At 45.1% G+C, this 22,549-nt stretch carries 19 protein-coding genes; 9 read left to right on the top strand and 10 right to left on the bottom strand.

Annotated features, from left to right (window positions below; genetic code table 11):
* Positions 1-4: 4 nt before the first annotated feature.
* From EYB58_RS10185 to EYB58_RS10165, 5 genes are all read right to left on the bottom strand, one after another.
* Positions 5-1,411, bottom strand: coding sequence for an O-antigen ligase family protein (locus tag EYB58_RS10185; RefSeq protein ID WP_111959719.1), 1,407 nt, complete (start codon positions 1,409-1,411; stop codon positions 5-7).
* Positions 1,412-2,584 (bottom strand): polysaccharide deacetylase family protein, encoded by a 1,173-nt coding sequence (locus tag EYB58_RS10180; protein WP_163354573.1) that lies wholly within the window; start codon positions 2,582-2,584, stop codon positions 1,412-1,414.
* A gap of 178 nt (positions 2,585-2,762) precedes the next feature.
* Positions 2,763-4,328: a GumC family protein gene (locus tag EYB58_RS10175; RefSeq protein WP_111959715.1), complete on the bottom strand. Its 1,566-nt coding sequence runs from the start codon at positions 4,326-4,328 to the stop codon at positions 2,763-2,765.
* A gap of 84 nt (positions 4,329-4,412) precedes the next feature.
* Positions 4,413-5,426, bottom strand: coding sequence for a polysaccharide biosynthesis/export family protein (locus EYB58_RS10170; protein ID WP_111959713.1), 1,014 nt, complete (start codon positions 5,424-5,426; stop codon positions 4,413-4,415).
* Between the two features lie 175 nt (positions 5,427-5,601).
* On the bottom strand, positions 5,602-6,426 hold the full coding sequence (locus tag EYB58_RS10165) for a sugar transferase (RefSeq protein WP_207309146.1): 825 nt from the start codon (positions 6,424-6,426) through the stop codon (positions 5,602-5,604).
* Between the two features lie 708 nt (positions 6,427-7,134).
* On the opposite strand from EYB58_RS10165, the gene EYB58_RS10160 reads away from it, so the two are divergent.
* The 3 genes from EYB58_RS10160 (at position 7,135) to EYB58_RS10150 (ending at position 11,455) form a co-directional block, all read left to right on the top strand.
* Entirely contained in the window at positions 7,135-7,485 is a 351-nt protein-coding gene (locus tag EYB58_RS10160; protein ID WP_111959711.1) for a cupin domain-containing protein, read from the top strand.
* Entirely contained in the window at positions 7,486-9,117 is a 1,632-nt protein-coding gene (locus tag EYB58_RS10155) for a hypothetical protein (RefSeq protein WP_111959709.1), read from the top strand.
* 76 nt (positions 9,118-9,193) lie between these two features.
* Positions 9,194-11,455 carry an ABC transporter substrate-binding protein gene (locus tag EYB58_RS10150; RefSeq protein WP_163354571.1) on the top strand — a complete coding sequence of 754 codons (2,262 nt, stop codon included), beginning with the start codon at positions 9,194-9,196 and terminating at the stop codon, positions 11,453-11,455.
* Positions 11,456-11,535: 80 nt separating this feature from the next.
* Here the strand turns inward: EYB58_RS10150 and EYB58_RS24430 are convergent, their stop codons facing one another.
* On the bottom strand, positions 11,536-11,664 hold the full coding sequence (locus EYB58_RS24430) for a hypothetical protein (RefSeq protein ID WP_278186403.1): 129 nt from the start codon (positions 11,662-11,664) through the stop codon (positions 11,536-11,538).
* A 340-nt stretch (positions 11,665-12,004) separates the two neighbouring features.
* On the opposite strand from EYB58_RS24430, the gene EYB58_RS10145 reads away from it, so the two are divergent.
* From EYB58_RS10145 to EYB58_RS10135, 3 genes are all read left to right on the top strand, one after another.
* The gene (locus tag EYB58_RS10145; RefSeq protein ID WP_111959705.1) at positions 12,005-12,889 is read left to right on the top strand and encodes a DMT family transporter; all 885 of its coding nucleotides are present in this window, start codon (positions 12,005-12,007) and stop codon (positions 12,887-12,889) included.
* Positions 12,890-13,106: 217 nt separating this feature from the next.
* Positions 13,107-14,483 (top strand): IS4 family transposase, encoded by a 1,377-nt coding sequence (locus EYB58_RS10140; protein WP_131072014.1) that lies wholly within the window; start codon positions 13,107-13,109, stop codon positions 14,481-14,483.
* A 303-nt stretch (positions 14,484-14,786) separates the two neighbouring features.
* Entirely contained in the window at positions 14,787-15,341 is a 555-nt protein-coding gene (locus tag EYB58_RS10135) for an EF-hand domain-containing protein (RefSeq protein WP_111955683.1), read from the top strand.
* 240 nt (positions 15,342-15,581) lie between these two features.
* Here EYB58_RS10135 and nhaD read toward each other — a convergent pair whose 3' ends face one another.
* Positions 15,582-16,862 carry a sodium:proton antiporter NhaD gene (gene nhaD / locus EYB58_RS10130; RefSeq protein WP_111955685.1) on the bottom strand — a complete coding sequence of 427 codons (1,281 nt, stop codon included), beginning with the start codon at positions 16,860-16,862 and terminating at the stop codon, positions 15,582-15,584.
* A 77-nt stretch (positions 16,863-16,939) separates the two neighbouring features.
* Positions 16,940-17,410, bottom strand: coding sequence for an aminoacyl-tRNA deacylase (locus EYB58_RS10125; protein WP_111955687.1), 471 nt, complete (start codon positions 17,408-17,410; stop codon positions 16,940-16,942).
* A 692-nt stretch (positions 17,411-18,102) separates the two neighbouring features.
* On the opposite strand from EYB58_RS10125, the gene EYB58_RS10115 reads away from it, so the two are divergent.
* On the top strand, positions 18,103-18,531 hold the full coding sequence (locus tag EYB58_RS10115) for a PaaI family thioesterase (protein ID WP_111955689.1): 429 nt from the start codon (positions 18,103-18,105) through the stop codon (positions 18,529-18,531).
* Between the two features lie 191 nt (positions 18,532-18,722).
* Here EYB58_RS10115 and EYB58_RS10110 read toward each other — a convergent pair whose 3' ends face one another.
* Positions 18,723-19,262 carry a gamma carbonic anhydrase family protein gene (locus EYB58_RS10110; RefSeq protein WP_242637613.1) on the bottom strand — a complete coding sequence of 180 codons (540 nt, stop codon included), beginning with the start codon at positions 19,260-19,262 and terminating at the stop codon, positions 18,723-18,725.
* A 110-nt stretch (positions 19,263-19,372) separates the two neighbouring features.
* On the opposite strand from EYB58_RS10110, the gene EYB58_RS10105 reads away from it, so the two are divergent.
* Positions 19,373-20,797 carry a dihydrolipoyl dehydrogenase gene (locus EYB58_RS10105; RefSeq protein ID WP_111955693.1) on the top strand — a complete coding sequence of 475 codons (1,425 nt, stop codon included), beginning with the start codon at positions 19,373-19,375 and terminating at the stop codon, positions 20,795-20,797.
* Positions 20,784-21,905, top strand: a complete 1,122-nt coding sequence (locus EYB58_RS10100) for a DHHA2 domain-containing protein (RefSeq protein ID WP_111955695.1) — start codon at positions 20,784-20,786, stop codon at positions 21,903-21,905. Before EYB58_RS10105 ends, EYB58_RS10100 begins: the two co-directional genes overlap by 14 nt.
* Positions 21,906-21,967: 62 nt before the next feature.
* On the opposite strand, the gene efpL is transcribed toward EYB58_RS10100, so the two are convergent.
* On the bottom strand, positions 21,968-22,534 hold the full coding sequence (efpL, locus tag EYB58_RS10095) for an elongation factor P-like protein EfpL (RefSeq protein WP_111955697.1): 567 nt from the start codon (positions 22,532-22,534) through the stop codon (positions 21,968-21,970).
* Positions 22,535-22,549: the final 15 nt, after the last annotated feature.

The following is a 22,549-nucleotide window of genomic DNA, read 5'->3' as shown; positions in this document are numbered from 1 at the left end:
GATGTTACGCCTTTATCCCTTGTACTTGGCCCGGTCCGTCTAATTTTTCTTCACGATCGCCTTCATTATCCAGGGCCCGGGTCATGGATAATACCAGCCACAGGTATTTCGTCTCCTGCAAATGGAGGAATAAACCCATAACCAGCAGAGCTGTAAAAGAACACATTAAAGCCAGCCCAAAGTTAAAACGGCCTTGAAGTCTTTTATAAATGGCCCTTTGCCTCAAATAGGTACTGATCAGAAAACCGGCAAAAAAAGTAAACCCAATGATCCCGGACTCCGTGATGACGGTCAGATACATACTGTGAGCCATACGGGGGACACCGACCAGGACCGGGGCGTCCTGATATTTTGCCATCTGATGAAGAACGGGGAAATTACCAGGCCCGCATCCTAAAAGGGGATGGTCTTTCAGGATATTTGCGGCGACATTATAATAATTGGCCCGGCGTTGAACAGAAGAGTCAGACTGACGCTGCTCCGCAATAAACAAAGTTTCAAACCTGTCGACAATGGAATCGGGGGCAAACGGCAGAGCAGACAAAATCAATAAAAGCAGAACAACAATATGAGTAGGGGTTAAAAGCTTTCGGACCTTAAACAAAAGGAACATTAAAGAAATAATAAGCGTCAAATAAGCCGATCTGGAGTATGTCAACGCGATTCCGGTAAGTATAAGCCCCACCGAAATAATATAAAACAACCGGAATTTATCGTTTTCTTCCATTGAACAGACAATGGCCCATAACAGTGCAACAATCAAAAGGATGGAATATGCATTGGGATCAATGCCCGAGGCGCCTGTGATACGAACATCTTCGACGAGCACCCCGCCGACGCCCAGTTCTGAAAAAGGGTTATAACCGTCAATAGAAGCCTTTAATCCGAAAAGCACAGAAACGGCTGCACTGAAAATCACGGCCTTCCGGGTCCAGTCCGGCCATGAATTTTTTGCCAGAGCCCTGCTAAACAGATAATACATGGCCCACATGCTTATATATCGCCTCATGGTGTCAAGGGCCTGCAACTGGTTAACAGCGATCATCACCAGAATACAATTAAATAACGCATAAAAAAAAAGCCATTTGTCCATGGAATTCAATGGCATGTGGAATTCATCGCCAAGAAGCTTATCTCCCATGAAAAGAATAAAAACAAAAGGAAACAATATTTTAAACAGGGTTGTTGAATTATCTGCCCCGGGTATCACCGCAAAAACATCCATGGGAATAAGGCAGATCAAAAACAATAAAATGATTTGATACCCTTTGACCAGCTTGCGCAAAGGTAACACCAAAAGAACAAGAAAGGGAAGTGTTACTATAATGGTGGGCGGAGAACCCATTATGACATTCGTCAGGATAAGGCCTAAGCCCCCTGCAAAGCCTAATATGATTGATATCCAGAACATTCAGGCTTTTCCATACCTTAAAACAAGGGGATTGGTTATCCTTTGCAGTAAAAACAATACCGGCCAAAAAATATAGCAGCCTTTAAATGTCCACACTTCCAATAATACACGGGCAACGTCCAGGGCTGGATATCCTGTACCGACAATGGAAATCCTTTCAACTTGGGCGGGTGTTCCGCTGTTATTATGATGCCCGGGAGACCGGGTCGTACTCAAATACCCGGATTCCAAAGCCATTTTTTCAACAAAGGAGTTGGACTTGTCCCTGGGCCAGACAAGGTGCCGAACCGGTTTCCCCGTTAAGTTTTCCAGAATTTTCCGGCTTTGAACCAATTCATCTCTCCATCTTTTTTTTGCATGGTCTTGGGACTCTGTTATACCGACCTTTTGATTCGTTTTATTAAACTGCCTGACGATGTTGTCCAGTCTTTCATCCCAGTCAGACTGGTTAAAAAACCCCGGACGGCCTGCCTCATCAACCAGACGGGTTATTAATTTCGGATCAGGATAAAAAATTCTATCGGACAATGCCTCGCCAAGGGGGAATAAAGGATAGCCGAGCGGCAGATTAATTTCATGCCTGAACCATTCGGGCTTTAGTTCCGGATTGAGATAGCAGAAAAGCGTGTGGGGTGTATTTTGAGGCGTCACAAACCCGATAACCTGATCCGAAACAAATATATGATCATGGCTGGTTCCATGGCTTTGAATATCCACCAGGCTGCTTTCCTGAAGCGCCTTAATCTCTCCCGGTCCCAGATAGCCTTTCCAGCCCAGCTCGGAAGGTTTAGCATGAGGTATTCTTAAACGAAGTATTTCACATTTATCTATCCAGTCGGTAGAAACAAAGACGGTGGCTTTCATATTATATTTTTCCAGTACATGAAACGCCCCCACCCAATTGTCCAGATATCCGTCGTCAAAGGCGATGACTATTTTTTTTCCTGCCCTGCGGTTCCTGTTTTTACGGATGTTGTATAGGTCATCAAAAAAAATGCCTTTATACCCAAACTTTGATAACCATTTTATCTGTGCCGAAAACGTTTTAACCGATACAACAATACTGGGTTCCCGTATCCAGTCGCCATCATTGGAGATACTGTGAAAAACAATGACCGGAACACGATTCAAATCCCAGGCCTGGAGTGCGACAAGCCCAAACAGGGGTATCATTGCAATCTTGATCCATTGTGGTACCGGTAAAAAAAAGATGAGAGTACAGCCTAAAGCAAATAACACCCATCGAAATGTCCGTTCAAATCTGCGCCTGTTCAACTTCATTTTGATGGATTCCTGTTTTTCACAAATACCGCTGTTTTCAAGCCATAGACATGTCTATTTAGATAATGACTTAATTATTAAGCCCAGGCATGTCTTTTATGAGTCGATCCGAAGATTTTGTTTGAACACCATTTGTAGCGCTGCGGGGAATTTGCAAATCCGGCTTTTTAGCGTTTGCCAAGAAACTGGCAAGAACAGGGAGCCCAGTCACTTTTTCTATATTTTTGGGCAGTTTAAAAGAATCATCCATCATTTCTAATAAAACAGCCGCACAGATCCCCAGGAAAAGGCCGATAAAAAGAGACAAAATCAAAAGAACAACTCTTTTAGGGAAAAGCGGTTTAGCCGCCACATAAGGCGGGGTTAAAACGGCAACATTTGAAAAGGTCTCATTTCTGAGTTCAAGACTGATCCGGGTTTCATGATTTTTGGTTTCATATAAATTGGCATTTGCCTTTAAAACCGAGGCTTTTTCCTGCAGTATGGAAATTTCTGTTTCGGCTTTATCAATCTTAAGCAGTTGATCTATAATGACATTACGCTTTTGTTCCAGCAGATTTAAACGGTGTTTTTTTGAATCAATCTGCTGCTTGGCAGACAAAGTAAGCGTTTTCCTGATATTACCGGATAACGCTACAATTTCCTTGTCAATCCTTTTAAGATTTAAGCTATGTGCATCAAAATATTTTAAAGCAGCAGCACGTTCGGTAATTGCCCGTCCCAAACTTTCGCGCAGGTTACTTAGGGATTCGTTCGGGCCTTCCTGAAAAGATGCTGCCGGCAATAAGTCAACAATATTCATATGCTGTAACTGGTTTAAATAATTTTTCAAACCGGCAATATCGACTTCAAGGTTGCTGCTCTCCCCCCTTAACGCATTCGCTTCCTGCTGCAGTTCGACCATTTCCTGCTGAGAATTTACAACCCGTGATTTCTCTTTAACAGAAGAAAGCTGCCGGTTGAGCTGAACAAGTTCATTAAAATAGTTATCTGCCTGACGCTTAAAAAATTCCGGCGCACTGGTAGCCATCCACAGTTCTTCGCGGATGTTCATATAGGTGTCAAGATAAGTTTGCAATACATCCTTTAAAAAAGCTGGATTTGAATGCATCATTTCAACTTCAATTACATGGGATCCAATGACGGGTGTAACAACAACGGATTCATGAAGTTCATCAATCAGGGGCTCACTGATATCCGGTGTCTTTTCCGCTCCTAAAAGATTTTTTATTGTTTCCATCAATTGGCCAAAAAATTCTTTGATGATCGAATCATCAGGCAATGATAAACGAATCCAGCTGAAATATGCATCAGGATACTTTTCTTTGATTTTATAAAGCGCTTGGCTGGACAATTTAAGACTGTTTAGAAGCCGTTCTTCATCTGCAGCCATATCAGTAACCTGACTTTTAACCATATAGCCCTGCCCGGGCTGAATCATCTGTGCATCCTGTTCGCTGCCCCGCATGATGATTGAAAAATGGCCCACAAAAAGCGGGGGAAGGATGAAGGTGAACAACAGGGTAATTATCGCTGTGGCAATGGTTGTCAACACCAGCAGTTTCCACCTTAAAAAAATGATGATCAATATGTCCTGGAACCATTCTGAAACACTTGCTGAATTTTTATTTGGCATGTTATTGAAATCTCTTAATTGTTGAACTGAAACGGCGTTGATTGCCTGGGGTTAACATCAGCAATGAATTGCGTATCCTAAATATCAGTCATCCTCCAGGTCCCAACCTCTAATATTATAGCTAATACCCTTGAACATAAGCGTCTGGGAAACCAGCCCCATGATATGGGCAATACTTGAAAGATTGGATTTAGGAACATAAAGAATATCGCCGGGTTCAGCTATGTTAATCCCGCTTCCGTTGTCGTTCTTTAAAAAGTTCAGGTTTGCATGATAAGCGGTCATGACATTATCCTTAATGCGCAGATGAACGGCCTTGGAAGGGACGGAATCGTTAGTGGTACCGCCTGCCATTGCTAAAAGTTGAAGCGCTGTAATGGTCTCATTTGTTGTATAAATGCCCGGATTTCGGACCTCCCCTAAGACATAGTAATAACTGGAAGCCGGCGACTTCAGATTAATACTGACCTGAACATTGGTAAAATGCTGTTTATAGGCGCCATTAACATCTGCAGTGAATTTATTAAGAGTTTTACCCTCTGCTTGAATTTCGCCAATGCCTGACAAAGCAACTTTTCCATCTTTCCGAATCCTTATCGATTGCGTCTGTCCTGCACTTGATGAACTGGTCGCATTTTTAAGTTCTTGAACGTTTTTCCCATATTCCACCAACTCAAGGAATAATTCAGGTTCCCATAAAATACCCGCATATCCCTTCTTTATTGATTGGGTAGCTTCCTCTAAAGTTTTGCCCGCAATAGAGAAGCTGCCGATATACGGAAGAAAGATTTTACCGTCCGGTGTGACCGTTTGAGTCGTATTTAAATTTGGTAAAGAAGTATATTTTACAGAAATGGTATCGGAGATCTGAAGCCGGAATGCTTCCTGCTGAAACTGGCAGGCAAAATTATAGGAAATACTGATGACATCGCCAACATTCAACTTTCTTATTTTATTCTCTTCGGGCTGCACACCGTCTTCAGCATTCAAAGGCAAGATCTGAATATTTTCTAATGGGATTTGTGCCTTGCCGCTACAACCGAATAATCCAGCTAAAGAAGCAAACACAACGATAAATAAAACGAGTCTAATTTGCATATTTTTATCAAAACCTTCGAAGATAATTAATGATTGCTGAATATCTCATTTATCAGACTTATGTATTTCATTGATATAATTAATGTCAAGTCTAAAATCTCGCCGACATAAAACACAATTGGGCTAAACTTATTTTATTAGTCTTAAATAGTTATATAGCAAAAACACTTAATGCTTAGTAGGCGCCTTTATGATTGAAGACCACAAAAAAAGTTTTGAAAAGTATTTTTATATCAAGAAGAGGGCTTTGATTTTGGATGTAATAGTCATCTAGTAAAACACGATCACAAAAATCAACATCACCTCGTCCCATAACCTGCCAGTATCCGGTGATACCGGGAGGCACAACAAGTCTGCGAAGGTCTGATGGAGAATATACATCCGTATTAAATGAGGTTGGTCTTGGCCCAACCAGCCTCATCTCGCCTTTAACAACATTAATAAGATTAGGAATTTCATCAAGGCTGAATTTGCGCAAAATGCTGCCTAAGCCGGTCACCCTAGGATCGTTGGTTGCTTTAAAATCCGGCGAATCCGAACCATGTTGATTGAGGTGCATCACCCCATTTTTCAATTTATCAGCGCCGTTAACCATTGTTCTGAGCTTGATCATCTGAAACCGTCGTCCCAGATATCCTGTCCTTTCCTGACGAAAAAACACGGGACCGGGACTGTTAATTTTTATCAATACTGCAAGGAGACACAACAGTGGCGCGCTTACAAAAAGCAAAAATAAAGCGAGAAACAAATCAATAAATCGTTTTGTGTATGACAGTGCCCAGGGTCTTCCATTATCACTTTCGAGAAACCATCCTTCATGGGGTAACTCTTTGATATGTTTATTAATAAATGCCCTTGTTTGATTGGGGTGTCTTTTGTTGATAAAAAACATCTCTTTTTCAACAAACAGGCTACGGACTTTTACCCGTCTTGAATTTCTTCGAAAACACTTTTCTAACATAGTCGACCTCAAAACAAACATCTCAAACTCCTTTTTCAACCACCCGACTCAAATCAATCCAGTCAGAACCCCAACGAGGCACATTTTTTTAAAATCAATGAAACTCAATGATCTATTTTTATACGATTTGACGAAAAACTGGATCATCGAGTGAAACGTATCGGCATCAAATTCAACCACTATGGACTGAAAGTCCATAGAATGGCGGGCTAAAGCCCGTTGCGACTAAAAGTCGCTGATCTAAGGTGCCGCTGCGCGGATCCTTTTTATACGGCAACGGGAACTAAGGACCATGATTTGTAACGTGACTCCTTAATGCCTATAAAAATAATGCACTAAAAGTCTTGGACTAAAAGTTTTGGACTAAAGTCCATAGTTTTTAATAGCGACTGGGACAATAAAAATTTTCATGACTTCTGCAATGGAGGGTAAACTATTTTCATATTTTACCTTATATTTGACATTGCGATAACGAACTAAACCAAATAAGTCAACGCATATTATGCACCATAGCTTATAATTATTTGATTTTCATTAACCGGAATACCCCTAAAAAATTTAAATAGATAGCGGCATGACTGCCATAACAGTGTTGATTTACCCCATGAGATCCAATCCCAGAATTACGGGGGCCGGCCCGGGACCAACCCATTACCGGAACAGGCATTGACAATTTAGACCCAGGCTCTTAAGTTCAGTTATGAGCACTAACACACGGCCGGGCAGCGCCGTTTTAAAGGAGATAAAATGAAAGCAACCCACTATACGGATATCCAGGGCAAAGAAATGAACAACGACATGGTCAAACATGTCACAGGCCGGGTACTCATCGGTAAGGATGACGGGGCTCCCAATTTCTGCATGAGAAGATTTGACGTTGAACCCGGCGGCTATGCCCCCCGGCATACCCATGACTGGGAGCATGAAATTTATGTGGTTGAGGGCAAAGGAGAAGTGCTCCTGGGCGATCAGTGGCATACCATCTCCCAGGGCACCGCGGTTTATGTGCCCCCCAATGTTGACCACCAGATAAAAAACAGCTCGGATGGCCACCTTGCTTTCCTGTGCCTGGTGCCGTCGGCAGCCCCGGAGATGTAGATGAAAACGCCCAGGACCTGCGTCAGCTCCCAGGGGGAATTTGTGGTGGGAATCCACGAACCTAAATTTTCTGTGGATAATTTCAGGCAAAAGACCATTAAAGATGTGCTTGGCCGTCTGCCCGACGGCAGGCCTGTGGAGAACCTGACCAATTACCCCCAGGGGCAGGTTCGGGCAGAGGCGACGGATCGAATTTATGAAATCGCCAATGCGTTTCCCTTCCGGGGAAGTACCTTTATCAATTCGGCCTGGGCGGACCGCAAAGCGGAACGACCTGATACCATAGGGCTTCCCACCCGGCCGGATTGTTCCTTCACCGCTTGCATTGAACAGTGGCAAAAGGAAAAGGGCGTGCCAAAGGACCCTATGAACCAGATGCTTGAACGGCTTCCCCGCCCCCTGAAACTGGCCCTGGCCCAGGCATCCACGGACCCGGCGGACCTTTGTGCCCTTGCTGACCTTGCCTGCGACTTTGTGTATGATAACGGTAAGGGCCATCCGCCCACGGGGGTTGCCTTTAAAAAAAACGATCAAGGCAGGACCTTTCCGATCATCCATGACCATGATCTTTATGATGTACTGGGCAACAACCCAGCCCTGCCCGATGCTTACAAAGAGGTGATGGTGCTTAAACCCGGGATACAGGGAAACAGCCCCATTGTGGGAGAAAGTCTGGATGACACCCATGTTTTTGAATATATGCGGGCCAACTCATATATTCCCTGGGGCCATTATGCCGGCAACATGGCCAATGACCAAATCCGCTACCGGGCCAATGATCTGACCCCGTCTGACATGACAGGTATTCGACATCTTTATTATCAGCGCATCTATGTACGCCTTGCCCGGATGCTGGGCGTAACGCTGCCGGCAACAGGCAGGTCCCTGGCCGCAGATGAACTGGAGGCGCTGCGCATGGAGATCACTAAGGCCCTGGCCTCTAAGGACCACAAGCCATTGGACAATGATTCGCCCTTTTTCACAGGGGCGTTATGGGGATGGAATTTCGGATTCGGGTTTGCCCAGTCCGGCCATCGGCTGCATGCCTCCCACCAGATGATCCACCAGCAGAACGCCATGATCCCGGAAAGTGTCCTGGACAATCACGGCAACCCGTATCCCTGCTTTGCCTGCGGGGATCTTGTGGCCGACTTTATCCAGGATTACAAAGCAGCCCACAACACAGATTTTTTTACAGCCTTTATTAAGGCCATTGAAAACAACCAACGAACGGACATGAACCCAGACGGCCCCAACGCACTGGTGGTATGGGAAAATGAAAAGGTAATGCTGTTTGCCCCCAAGGCACAGGTCAGTGAATGGGAGCTGATGCTGATGACCAAGGCCCCCTGCCCCCATGTACTTTATGCTGATACTGCAACCCGCAATGCCCTGGACACCGGCCTCCGCATTGCCATCCAGACCCTGGAAACCTTAGGCGCACAAATGGTCACAAGCGTGGAATTTTCAGGCCGGTTTAACAGCCCGGTCACAGAGCAGCACCTTGTGTACTCGTTTATTCCGCGGCTGCCCTATGCCCCGGGTACTTTTTCCGAGGCTCAGATGCGTTTTATCTGTGGATGCTATCCAGAAGATTTTTCCTTTGCCTGCCGGAAGGTGCTATCGTCCTAATCGTCAAAAAAACAGCCATGGGGCCCTATATACATTATTTGACAAAAAGCATTCCCACATCCTAAAGGAAAAGCCTATGGTAAAACCTCTGAAGAGAATGCGGCCTGCGCAGTCATCCCAAAGGATCATTCGCTACACTCTGATGGCCTTGTTGATTTTTACCTGTAAGGGGGCCAATGCGTCAAACAAAATATCCCTGCAGTTGGCATGGAAGCATCAATTTCAGTTTGCCGGATACTATGCAGCGGTCCAGAAAGGTTATTACCACCGGGTCGGGCTTGACGTTTCCATCGTTGAAGGCGGTGTCGGCAAGTTTGCCAAAGAAGAGGTCCTCAGTGGTCGTGCCCAGTATGGTGTTGCCGGAGCCGAGCTACTATTGCACCGTAAAGACGGAGACCCTTTTGTCGTTCTTGCACCTATTTTTCAACATTCGCCCTCGGTTCTTTTAGTCAGGAAAAATTCGGGTATCATTAACATTCAGGGACTTATCGATAAAAAAGTCATGCTGCTTCCCGGGTATAAAGACGCCGATATACTGGCGGCCTTTTTGAACGAAGGGATATCGCCTGATAAATACCAGCGAATCGATCAATCCTATAACATTGAAGATCTTATAACAAAACAGATCGATGCCGTTAGTGCCTATGTAACTAACGAGCCCTGGCAAATGCGGCAAAAAGGCGTGATCCCGCTAATCATTTCTCCCATGGTCTACGGCGTGGATTTTTACAGCGATTGCCTGTTTACCTCAGAAAAGGAAATTAAACATCACCCCAAACGGGTGCAAAATTTTTTGCAAGCCTCACTGCTGGGTTGGGAATATGCCATGGACCATCCCCAAGAAATTATTGACTTACTTGTGAGACGGTACAAGGTAAATAAAACAAAAGCGCATCTTCAGTATGAAGCCCGGGAAATGAGAAAAATCATGATGCCCGACCTTGTTGAAATCGGACACATGAATCCGGGACGATGGCAGCACATCAAGCAAACATACGGAAAACTGGGATTGATTGATGCCAATTTTTCACTGGATGGATTTCTCTATAGCCCCCAACAAAAACCGGACTATAAACAGGTCAAACAAATTTTCTTTGGTGCACTGGGCGTCATTGCTTTATTTACCATTGGCAGCGGGATCTTATTTTTATTTAACCGAAAATTGGCAGCAGAGGTTAAAGAACGAAAACAGGCCCAAAAAGAGCTCGCAAGGCAAAAGGAAAAAGCTGAACAATATCTGCATGTGGCAATGGTTATGTTTGTAAGCCTTGATGTTGACGGTAAAGTCAATATGGTCAATGAGAAGGCCTGCGCCATATTGGAATGCAACAAAGAAGACATTATCGGCCAGGACTGGTTTGACATGTTTGTGCCTGAATCTGTGCAACATAATGTTCAAATTATGTTCAACAATATGATTAACGGCAATATCAGCGGCCCGGAGTATTTCGAAAATGAAGTCATTACCCAAAAAGGGGAAATAAAATACATTGCCTGGCATAATACCACGGTCAAGGATGTCCACGGGAACATTGTCGGCGTTCTTTGTTCCGGTGATGATCTTTCTGAAAAACGAGAGCTGCAGGATCAACTGATCCAGTCACAAAAAATGGAATCCATCGGCAGCCTTGCCGGTGGTATTGCCCATGAGTTCAACAATATACTTACAATCATTATCATTAATAATGAAATGAATATGCGTGAGCTGCCGGAATTAAGCCCGGCCCGGCGACGCGCAAAAAGAATCGAAGTAGCTGGAATACGGGGCAAAGATGTTGTGAAACAGCTTTTGACCTTCAGCAGGCAGGACAGCCCCACCCAACAGCTCACTGACATGAAATTGATAGTACAAGGGACCATGGAACTTATCCGCTCGTCAACGCCGGCGAATATTCAGATTCAACTGGCCATCGCAGAAAAAATTTATCCCATCTTTGGCAACGCGACGCAGATCAACCAGGTTATTATCAATTTGTGCAGCAATGCAATTGATGCAATGACCGATAAGGGAGGCGTTCTAACCGTAGAACTGCTTAACGAAATTGTAGAAGACAGTGTTGTCAGGCCCCAGCTCTCCTTAAAGCCGGGCAAATATGCAAAGTTAATTGTTAATGACAATGGCGTTGGCATGGACGAAAAGACGCGGGAACGGGTGTTTGAACCCTACTATACAACAAAACCAATGGGCAAGGGAACCGGCATAGGGTTAGCGGTTGTTCATGGGATTATCAAGAGACATAAAGGTTTTATAGATGTCCATAGTCAGTTGGACCAGGGAACAACGTTCACGCTTTTTTTCCCGGCCTATGAAGGAACCCAACCGGTGCAGGAGAACTAAGGAATGAGTCCGAAATAACTTAAGGCAAAATGGGCAAGTTATTTAAAATCCATTCCTAAGTAGTATTTAAACGGCTTGATTCAGGAGCCGTTTAAAACCAAAGCATAATCAAGCACCGGTTTTACGAATTCCGTCACTTCGTGAACGACCTGGTGAAATTCTTTTTCATAGGGGTCTTTGCCGCTGACAATATTCATTATGGTTCCCATATTAAATTGTCTCCTAATATTTAAAGAGAATATATTCCGCTTTTGAAAAAATGAACCGTAGCACCGACACAATCACCGACCACCTTTTGAATATATATCATTTTCTAATTTTACCATAGCTATGGAAGGCCATAAAAGCAAAAGTTTCGGTGATTTATGTTTGACACCTATATTGACAAGCCTGTCGGACGTGATAGGATGCCTAAAGTTTTCTTTAGCGCCTAACAGGATATAAACATTATGACCCAGCACACCGTGTTTCGCCCTTCAGGCCAGAGACGGGTAATTGTCATGTTTCTCCAACAAAGATCTGATACCAAGTAAAATCTGAAAGGAAATTATGGGGTCTGCCTTTGCTCTGGCATGTGCATTTTTCTGGGCCTTTGCCGTTATCCTGTTTAAAAAAGCAGGGGAGAGCTTTTCGCCCATTACCCTGAATATTTATAAAAGTGTTGTGGCCATGGCACTGATCGGCCTGACCATGCTCGTGATGGGCATCCCTTTTTTTCCCGATGTGGCACCGCGTGTATGGTGGATTCTTGTCCTGTCGGGATTATTCGGCATCACCCTGGCCGACATATTTTATTTCTTTGCCCTGAACCGCCTGGATGCCGGCATGGTGGCGGTGGTGGAATGCCTGTATCTGCCCGGCGTTCTCGGATTTTCCTATCTCCTTTTAGGAAAACGCATGGGTGTTTTGGGGATCATCGGCAGTGTTCTGGTCCTTTGTGCCATACTGGTGGGCGCTGTCCCCCTAAAGGATTTAAAACTTAGAAACATACGCAAAGGCCCAACGCTTTGGGGAATTTGCGCAGGACTCCTTGCCATGATGTTCATGGCGTTGGGCATTGTGATTGCCAAGGGTGTACTGGACCAGGCTGATGTATTCTGGGCCACCTTTATCAGGGTAACGGCCGGGTTAATCGGCCTTGTGCCCATTGTGCTGTGCCACCCGGGCCGAATGCGGTTTGCCCAAGAGCTTAAATTTTCAAAAGCCTGGCTCAAGGCCTTTCCGGCAACGGTAAGCGGCAACTATATTGCCCTGGTGCTCTGGGTGGCGGGGATGAAATACACCACCGCATCCAGGGCCGGCGTCCTAAACCAGATGTCCACCATCTTTCTTCTTATACTGGCTACGGTGTGGCTCAAGGAAGAAATGACGGCCCAACGGCTGGCCGCTATTTTATTAGCAATCGCCGGGGCTTATCTTGTAATTTTTAATTAGTGTTTGAACGAAAAGTCGGGCTTGATCATAAGATGGGGCACCCAGACGGAGACTTAATTTGTATTGTATATAACAAACTCAACTTTCGGTGATTAAAAATGATAGTGAATAAAAACACAACAAACTGATTTTATTATTTAAATTGACGAATTTCACTTTATATGATACGCTTTGTTTACCACTAAACAAACATTTCATACAAAGGAAATTCGCCAAAATGAATACTACCCTTACCAACGTAGAAAATCAAATGACAAATTCAGAACAAATCGGCGTACTCAATGATTATTTTACAAAATTCAAAATTGGTAAGTTATTGAATCAATCAGGAATCGTTAAAACCAAAGGAGCCTCACCGCTTGCCATTTTCACAGCCCTATTTAACTTGGCATTTCACAACAAGAATTTATACCAGGGCATTGTGAAAAATAAAAAAGTTGATGTCGATAAGGACGCCGCTTACAATTTTTTGAACTCTCCAACATATAACTGGCGGCGGTTTACCCTTCAGCTCTGCCGCCGAATTTATTTTATCATCAGAAAGCTCCTTGATGATTCTTCTGAAGAAGTTCTTATCTTCGACGATTCTACCTATAGCAGAAACCGTTCTAAAAAAGTCGAGCTTTTATCCCGGGTGTTTGATCATACAGATATGAAGTACATCAAAGGATTCCGGATGCTGACTCTTGGCTGGTCTGACGGTAACAGTTTTCTTGGACTTGATTTTGCCCTTTTATCATCTGTAGACAAAAAGAATCGATACAATGAAATAAATCCTGATATTGATAAAAGGACCTGCGGATATCATCGCCGCCAGGAAGCGGTTACAAAAACCACAGCCCATCTCGTACCGATGGTAAAAAGAGCCCTTGATATGGGTGTCCGGGCTAAGTATATTTTAATGGACAGTTGGTTTTCGATGCCGTCAGCAATCGCAAATTTGCGGGAATACATACACGTCATATGCATGCTGAAAGATCATCCAAAATGGCTTTATGAATATCAAGGCAAAAAGCTTAGGCTGTCCGAACTCTATGGAAAATTGAAGAAAAAACGAGGAAGAGCAAAAGTCAAAGCCCAAGCTATTGTTACTCTTTCCAACGGCAAGCAGGCAAAAATCATTTTTGTTCCCTGTGATAAAAAACGTGGCTGGCTTGCACTCCTGTCGACAGATTTGGCCCTTCCTAATGAAGAAATCATTCGTCTGTACGGCAAACGTTGGGATATAGAGGTCTTTTTCAAAATGTGCAAACAGCACTTAAAATTGGTGAAGGAAATACAAATTCGAAATTACGATGGCCTTGTGGGCCATACATCTCTGGTTATTGCCAGGTATAATATTCTCAGCCTTTATCAGCGGCAATGTATGGATCAGAGATCATTCGGGGAGCTCTTCAGGGCCTGTAACGATGAGATGACCAATTTGTCTTTTATGGTTTCTTTGGAGCGGATCATGCGTTTAGCTTTGGTAAATATTCGGCAATTATTTAATTTTACCGAGCGTATGGTTCAAGTGATGCTTGATCAGGTAATGGGCCAAGCTCTCAAGTATTTCGGTTTTTCAAGTAGGCCTGAGGAATTATTGGGGGTGTAAATTTACTCCTCCGAAAGTTGAGTAACAAACTGTAATGACAATTTTTATTTTTCCCCTAAAAAGGTTAAGACAAAATGGCCGACGTTATGACCAAATCCAAAACTTCTTTGCTCACTCTGAACAGAGACCCTGAGAAAATATTGGATCAGAGTATAAATATAATTTTTTTGAAATTTGATTAAAATTGCGAAATTCAAGGTTTAGTTGACTTCGATTTGTTGATGATTATTTTTTCCGGCAAGCGTTTGATTAGACAACAGGCTGAATTGGAAATTAATAAAGACGAATTGAGGAGATGTTATAATGAAAAGTAATAATTATTTTTTAACACTGGTGGCATTTTTCATGATGGTTTCAAGTGTAGCTGCCAACCAAGCACATGACTCGTCATGCAACAAAGGGAACTATCCAACTGCAGACGGGCATGGACAGCTTAACAAGCATTTCAAAGATATTGATATGAATGGTGATAACAGCGTAAGCTTCGATGAGTTCAAAAAGGTATTCCCTTCGGCTGAGCAAAAGGCATTTGATCACCTTGATAGTGATAAAAATAGTACCTTAAGTAATGAAGAATGGCGTCAATTTACAGAAATGCATAAAGGAATGGGAAAACATCATAAACAAAAATATCATACGAAGAAGCTTCCTGACCCTTCGAAATTTAACGCCCATTTTCCTGACATGGATAGTGACAATAATGATCGGGTAACTCTTGAAGAATTCAAAGCTGCTTTTCCAGAAGCATCAGAACATGAAGATGTGTTCAATGCGATTGATCTTGATGGAAAAGGTGATTTAGATCATGACGAGTGGCATGAGTTCAAAGCTGCGCATGGATCGAAGCATATCGATTAACAAAAACTTTTTTATCCATGGTTATGATATAGTGCCTGTTAAAACGGCACTCAAATGATTCCTATATCACAACCATGGATAAATCTTTCCCCATAAAATTGAGGACAAACACGTGGGCTACCTGTAAACAAATTCCATTCCTGGGGCAAACGCGCCCCAAAACTATTCCTTCCATGCATTGTCAAACAATTCCGGGCAACTTTTTGTCCAAACACGAATTTTCGTTCAGGCATTAATTGGTCAGCCGTGGAGCAGCTTGAACTGAACCAGAAATACCAGGATGCCTGCGATATAACCAAGAATTGCCAGTCCGCTGATTTTTTTTACATACCAAAAAAAGTTGATTTTCTCCAGGCCCATGGCAGCTACCCCGGCAGCCGAACCAATGATCAGCAATGAGCCGCCGGTTCCCGCGCAGAAAGCCAGGAAGGTCCACAGAAAATTGTCTGTGCCAAACTGATGGATATCATACATCCCCATGGACGCTGCCACCAAGGGTACATTGTCGATGATCGAACTGATCACACCGATCACTGCAACGATAATACTCTGTTCGCCAATGGCCTGATTAAGCCAGGCCGCCAGGGAAGGCAGGATATGTGAATCTTCCAGGGTTGACACCGCCAACAGGATACCGATGAAAAAGAGAATGGATGGCATATCGATTCTGGATAGGGCATGCACCATGGTCAGGGGCTGTTTTTCCTCGTCAGGCTTATTCCTGTGGACAAGCTCTCCGATCAGCCAGAGAACACCAAGCCCACACAAAATTCCCATAAAGGGCGGTAAATGGGTTATCTCTTTGAACACCGGCACCATGACCAACGAGCCTAATCCAACAGTGAACATCAAGTTACGTTCGAATTTTGTGCTAATTCCAGGACCAACCGACTCTGCCTTTTTCCCCACTATTTTTCCATGCAACATAAAACTGACAACAATCAACGGAATAATAAGATTGGCTACAGATGCCAGGAAAACAGATTTAATCACCCCCACGGAACTAATCTGCCCGCCGATCCAGAGCATGGTTGTGGTGACATCTCCAATGGGCGACCATGCCCCTCCGGCATTGGCGGCAATAACAATAATGCCTACAAAAATCAGCCGGTCATCATGATTGTCCAAAAGTTTTTTGGTCAATGACACCATAACAATGGTGGTGGTCAGGTTATCGAGCATGGCACTGAGAAAAAAAGTAACAATACCAATGAGCACAATCAAAACACTCTGGCTGGTGGTGGTAATCCGCGAAGTAATCACCTCAAAGCCGTCATGGGCATCAACCAGCTCAACAATGGTCATGGCACCGAGCAGAAAAAAGATGATCTGGGCAGTGGCTGCAAGATTTTCATTGAGTTGTTCCGTCACAAGATGATGATTGTCTGTGGCAACAGCGTAAATAGTCCACATAATGCCGGCGCCCAGCAGGGCAGAGGCTGACTTGTTTACCCTGAGCGGATGCTCAAAGGCGATGGCCAAATAGGCCAGAACAAAGACTACAATTAATAGCGTATGCATAACGCCTCCTTAAACGATAAAACACAAACGGCAAGGATAAGATCATAATTTCTTATTACAAGTAGGCTTAATGGAATTTAAGGCTTGCGGATGACAGCAACCTTGGCTTGGCCCGCCGCTGCCAGGTCCCCGGGGGCAATTTCAACAGTAACCGTATTCCTGCCGCTTCCGCAGAATACATGTGGCAGATCCATCAGGCTTTGATCGAGAATGACCGCCACATCCGAAGCCACAGGAAACGGTCCCACCCCGCCGATCTCAAACCCGAGACCTGCTTCCACCTCAGGGGCAGACACGGCCCGTATCAGCTTGCGGTTCACCCCAAAAATATCTGCCAGGTACTTGTAATGAATCCGGTCCGGAGCATTGACACCCGCAAGAATCCATGGACCGTCCTTGATTTTAAAAACGATCGTTTTGATCAGGTTGACAGCTAGGTGGGGCACGATCGCCTTGGCCTGGGCCACAGTGACCACTGGGTCGTGGTGGTGAAGCCGAAAAGTCACCTTGCTTTGGGTCAGAAGGGATTGAACCTTTTCAAATACCATTTTGCGTTTTACATCCCTCCCCCAAAAAAAATAGTTAGAGTAGAGCACAGATTCAGCAATTTTACCTTGTCCTACTTAGAATCGCAGATTAAATAAGTTGGGCAGAAATAACGCCGACGTTTACTTCATCTACAAGGCGCATTAAAGGTTGAATAGCAGGCCTATTTGGCCTTTGATGCAACGCAGTAGATGGGCCAAAAGGCAAGCTATCTCGTTCAAGTTATTTAATCTGCGGTCCTTATTAATCCACGCATTCTCAAACATAAGGCTGATATGCCTGAATCTTCTCATTCAATCGGCTCGATAGAAATTTGTTACCAGATTTTAATTCATCCAAGATCAGTTTAGCCTGGTCCAGATATTTTTTCCTTTTCTCTGTTGTCCAATAGGATGGTGGTGGCTGGAGGTTGGTCATTCTGTCAGCCAGTTTGACCATCCATATTTCTCTGGGTTGGCGTTTTATTCTTCTCAAGCTATCTGACATTTGATGTTGTTTTTCAATTTTTCATCTTTGGTCAGGGCAAAAACGCCATCTGCAAGATGGTGTCCGAACTCTGACAGCAGTCCCTTAAAATCGAACAGAAACAAAGGGTATTCGGGTTTTGTTTCCGGGTCAATAAATGTATTTAAAAAGTAGGCATTTTTCTCTACAATGCGCAGCCAATAATAAAATGAATAAAAGGAAACTTTATATGTTTAACTACCCCTTATACCTAAAACAACTGACGGCAGGAGAACCGGTCAACAACCCTTTTCTGGATTTTTTACAAATAAAGGCAGAAGCGGTTGAAAAAGGATATGCCCGGTTCAGCATGGAAATCCGGCCCGAATTTCTCCAGGGCGCCGGGATCATGCAGGGCGGTTTAGGCATTGCCTTATCCAGTGAAACCGCCGCCCATGCGGTGATGAGCACCCTGGCAACCGGCGAGAACCTGACAACCATTGAACTGAAAAACGACTTTCTTTCCATGGCGTCCAAAGGCCGCCTGACCGCCGAAGCCACTGTTTTCAAACGGGGTCGAACCCTTGTTTTTGTGGACTGCATCGTCAAAGATGACACAGGAAAAGATATTTCAAAAAGCAGTGCCACCCTGATGGTGATTCCGCCTAAGTCGGATTAGTGTTTGGACGAAGACTCACCCATCTGCGGCGTTGCAAAAAAAATTAAAAGCCTCACATAAATTAGTATGCTTCGTTTTAAATTTTTCTACGCCTTGCATATGGGCAACTTTTCATCCAAACAGGGGTTTCTATTCAAGCACGGATGAATGCTTAAATTAATAACATTGAGGTACGACCCAGGCCCATATCACTATTTGATTTCATAAAACAGATCTTTGTCGGCAAATTTTTTGGCGTTTCCGGCATAGTGGTTGGAAGAAATTTGCATCATCTGTGTGATTTCTTCTTTGTTTTCATAGGTCTTTTTCACCTTTCCAGGGGATCCGATGACAAGGGAGTATGGCGGAATAATTGTTTTTTCCAGCACCACCGCACCCGCCGCGACAACAGATCCGGTGCCGATGACGACCTGATTCATCACAGTGGCACCCATGCCGATCAGGCAGTCGTCTTCAATGGTACAGCCATGCAGACAGACCTGATGACCTACGGTGACGCCGTTACCCACCGTTAAGGGGATACCCTCATCCGCATGGCACATGGACAAATCCTGGATATTTGTCCGTTCACCAATGGTGATTGTGGCCGTATCCCCCCGGACAACCGTTTGAAACCAGACCGAGGCGTCCTGGGCGATATGCACATCACCAATAATTTGAGCCGTTGGCGCAATGAATACGGAATCATGAATTTTAGGATGGATATTTTTGAATGCGTATAAAGTCATCATCTCTCCTTGTAATCAATTTTATTGAATTTGTTATGTTCAGGGCTTATATTTCATAATTTACTAGGATAATACCTGCCGTTTCAAAAATACAACCCAGAAAAGGAAAAATTATGTCAAAAGAATACGATGTGGCGATTATCGGGGCGGGCACAGCCGGACTGACGGCCCAGGAAGAGGTTGTCAAACACACGGATAACTATGTGCTCATTGATGACGGCCCCCTGGGTACCACCTGTGCACGGGTGGGCTGCATGCCATCCAAGGCGTTGATTGCCGTGGCCGATGATTTCCACAAGTGCAGTTTTTTTGATGAATACGGTATTCTCGGCGCCAAGGGTCTGGTCCCGGATCATAAAAAAATCATGGCACGGGTCCGGTCCATGCGGGACGAATTTTCAGGCGGCGTGATCCAGGAGATGTCCGGATTCATGGATAAGGTGATCCGGAAAAGGGCCAGGTTTCTGGACGCCAACACCCTGGATTTAGGGGATGAAACCATCCGGGCCAAAAGCATCATCATTGCCACCGGATCAAAGCCCTATATACCTGAACCCTGGCTGCCATTTAAAGAATTTATAATTGATACGGACCAGTTCTTTGAACTGGAAACCCTGCCCCGGACCATGGCCGTGTTTGGGTTAGGCGTCATCGGCATTGAGTTGGGCCAGGCCCTGCATCGTATAGGCGTTCAAGTGACCGCCGTCAGCCGCCGTAAAACGGCAGGTGGTCTGACCGACCCCAAACTTGAAGAATATGCCTTTGAGCATTTTTCCAAAGAGATGCACATTGAACTTGGCACCGCTGAAATTTTTGGCAAAACCGAAACCGGTCTTGAAGTGGGCGCCGGCAGCAAACGCTGGACCGTGGACCGGGTGCTGATCGCCACAGGGAGACGGCCGATGCTCCATAATTTAAACCTTGAAAGCTTAAAACTTGACATGGATACCAAAGGGATGCCGGTCTTTGATTCTGAAACCCTGCAGATAGGGAATCTACCCGTGTTTCTGGCCGGGGATGTAAATGGCCTTAAACCCATTCTCCATGAAGCTGCCGATGACGGCACCATCGCTGGTTACAACGCCTGTGCCGGTACCATGGCCCGATTTAAAAAACGAATCCCTCTGCACATCACCTTTTCTTCGCCGGATATCGCCATTGCAGGACTGTCCCACAAGGCCCTGACGGAAAAAGGCATTGATTATGTGGTGGGCGAAGCGTCCTGGGAAGAACTTGGACGGGCCAGGATGATACTTGGCAAAGCTGCCGGGAGGGCCAGAATTTATGCAGATCCCCAAAAGGGACGACTGCTGGGTGCAGAAATCATGGCACCGGCCGGCGAACACATGGCCCATCTTCTAGCCTGGGCCATGGGAGCAAATCTGACGATCAAAGAAATTCTGGGCATGCCCTTTTACCACCCCGTGCCTGAGGAAGCACTTTTGGATGCATTTTTCCAGATCGCCGCACAGATCACAGAGCCGGTGCCCATGCCAATCCTGGAAAAAAGAAAGGACAGGCCCCATGGAAAAGAATAAAACAAATCCGGTCAACCGGTTTCTCTCAGATGCCCGGTCCAGGGCACACACCCACGATATTGATATGCTGGTTTTCGGCAACGAAGCCGCTGACCTGGATTCCGTGGCATCGGCCATTGGCCTCGCCTGGGTGCTGGAGAGCAGCAAAGAACCCTGTTCAGCCCTGCCTTTAATTCCCATTAAAAGAGACGATTTTCGCCTGAAAACAGAAAGCCGGTGGGTGCTCTCGCAAACAGGCATTGATGTGGCCAATCTTTTTTTCCTGGACGACGTCCAACCATTTGAGACACTTATCTCCCGGGTCAAAGCATTTGCTTTGGTGGACCATAACCGCCTGACAAATGGCTTCTCAAAATATGAAGAAAAAGTCAGGCTTATCCTGGATCACCATGAAGACTTGAAGCTGTACCCCAATGCCCTGCGCCGGATTGAACCGGTGGGGTCCTGTGCCACCCTGGTAGGCGAAGACCTGATCAATGATTGTGGCGGAGGCGCTGCAGGAGAAATCCCCCCAAGCCTGGCCGCCCTTTTATTAGGAACCATTCTGATCGACACCGTTAACCTTGACCCCAACGCCGGACGGGTGACCCCCAGGGACCATGCCGTGGCAAAGCACCTGAAGCTCATTGCCGGCCTGGACGCAGACAAATTTTACCAGGGCATCCGTGCAGCCAAATCAGACATCAGTGAAATGGACACAAGGGATTTGCTCAGGCGGGACTGCAAGACATTTCAATTCAACAAGGTAAGCTGCACCGTGGCATCGGTGCCTTTGGACCTTGAGCAATGGATGGTCAGGGACATGGATCTTGCCAAGGGCATTGAAACCTATGCAGGGGAAGTGCAGGCGGATATTTTGATGACTATGAACACCCAGCGCACCCCAAAATTTTCAAGGGGGATTGCAGTGTTCTGCAAATCCCCCATTCTTTTCACAACCATCTCCGCCATGCTGGCATTCAACCTTGACTTAGAAATAATCTCCCCGCCCCAAGGCTTTGAGGGCGGCGACGTTCATTTTTTCCGTCAGGGAAACCTGAGCCTGTCCAGAAAAAAGCTTGAGCCGATACTGGACCAGTATGTTTCAAAACTTAAACAACCGTATTGACCGGACCGGCACAACATACGTGAGAATAAAGGTGGCCCCTGGTCATTAGGACCACAGATGAATCAAGCCCTGGATATATATTTTCTGGTTTCGGTGTTGACCTTGACCATCTCTCCGTTTTCAAGATATTCAGGCACCTGGATTTCAACCCCGTTGGAAAGGGCGGCAGGTTTTGTCCGGGCCGTAGCACTGGCCCCTTTGATACCCGGAGCAGTTTGTGTAATCTCAAAAACAAGGGAGGCGGGAATTTCAACGGCCACCAGATTGCCGTCAATGAACATGCCCACAATATCTTCCATGCCGTCGGTGAGCCAGACCAATTCATCGTCAATGCTGTCTTGGGCAATCATATACTGACCATATTCCACAGTGTCCATGAACACATGCAGGTCCCCGTCCGGATAAAGGTACTGGACAGGTTTTCTTTGCAGGTCCACATCATCGAGCATATCATTGCCTTTGTATGAATTTTCATATTTCTGCCGGGTCTTGATACTGCTGAACCGGACCTTGTAAAGGGTAACGGCACCCCTTGCAGACGGGGTTCTTACATCAATATGTTTAACCAGATACGGTTCTCCGCTTATGTCCACCACCTGGCCCTTTTTTAAATCACATGCTTTTGGCATACTTGCCTCTCCTAA

Origin of the sequence: Desulfobacter hydrogenophilus (genome assembly GCF_004319545.1) — a bacterium.
Lineage (GTDB): Bacteria > Desulfobacterota > Desulfobacteria > Desulfobacterales > Desulfobacteraceae > Desulfobacter > Desulfobacter hydrogenophilus.
Note: the sequence above shows the minus strand (reverse complement) of the source record. Positions and strands in the feature narration are given on the sequence as shown.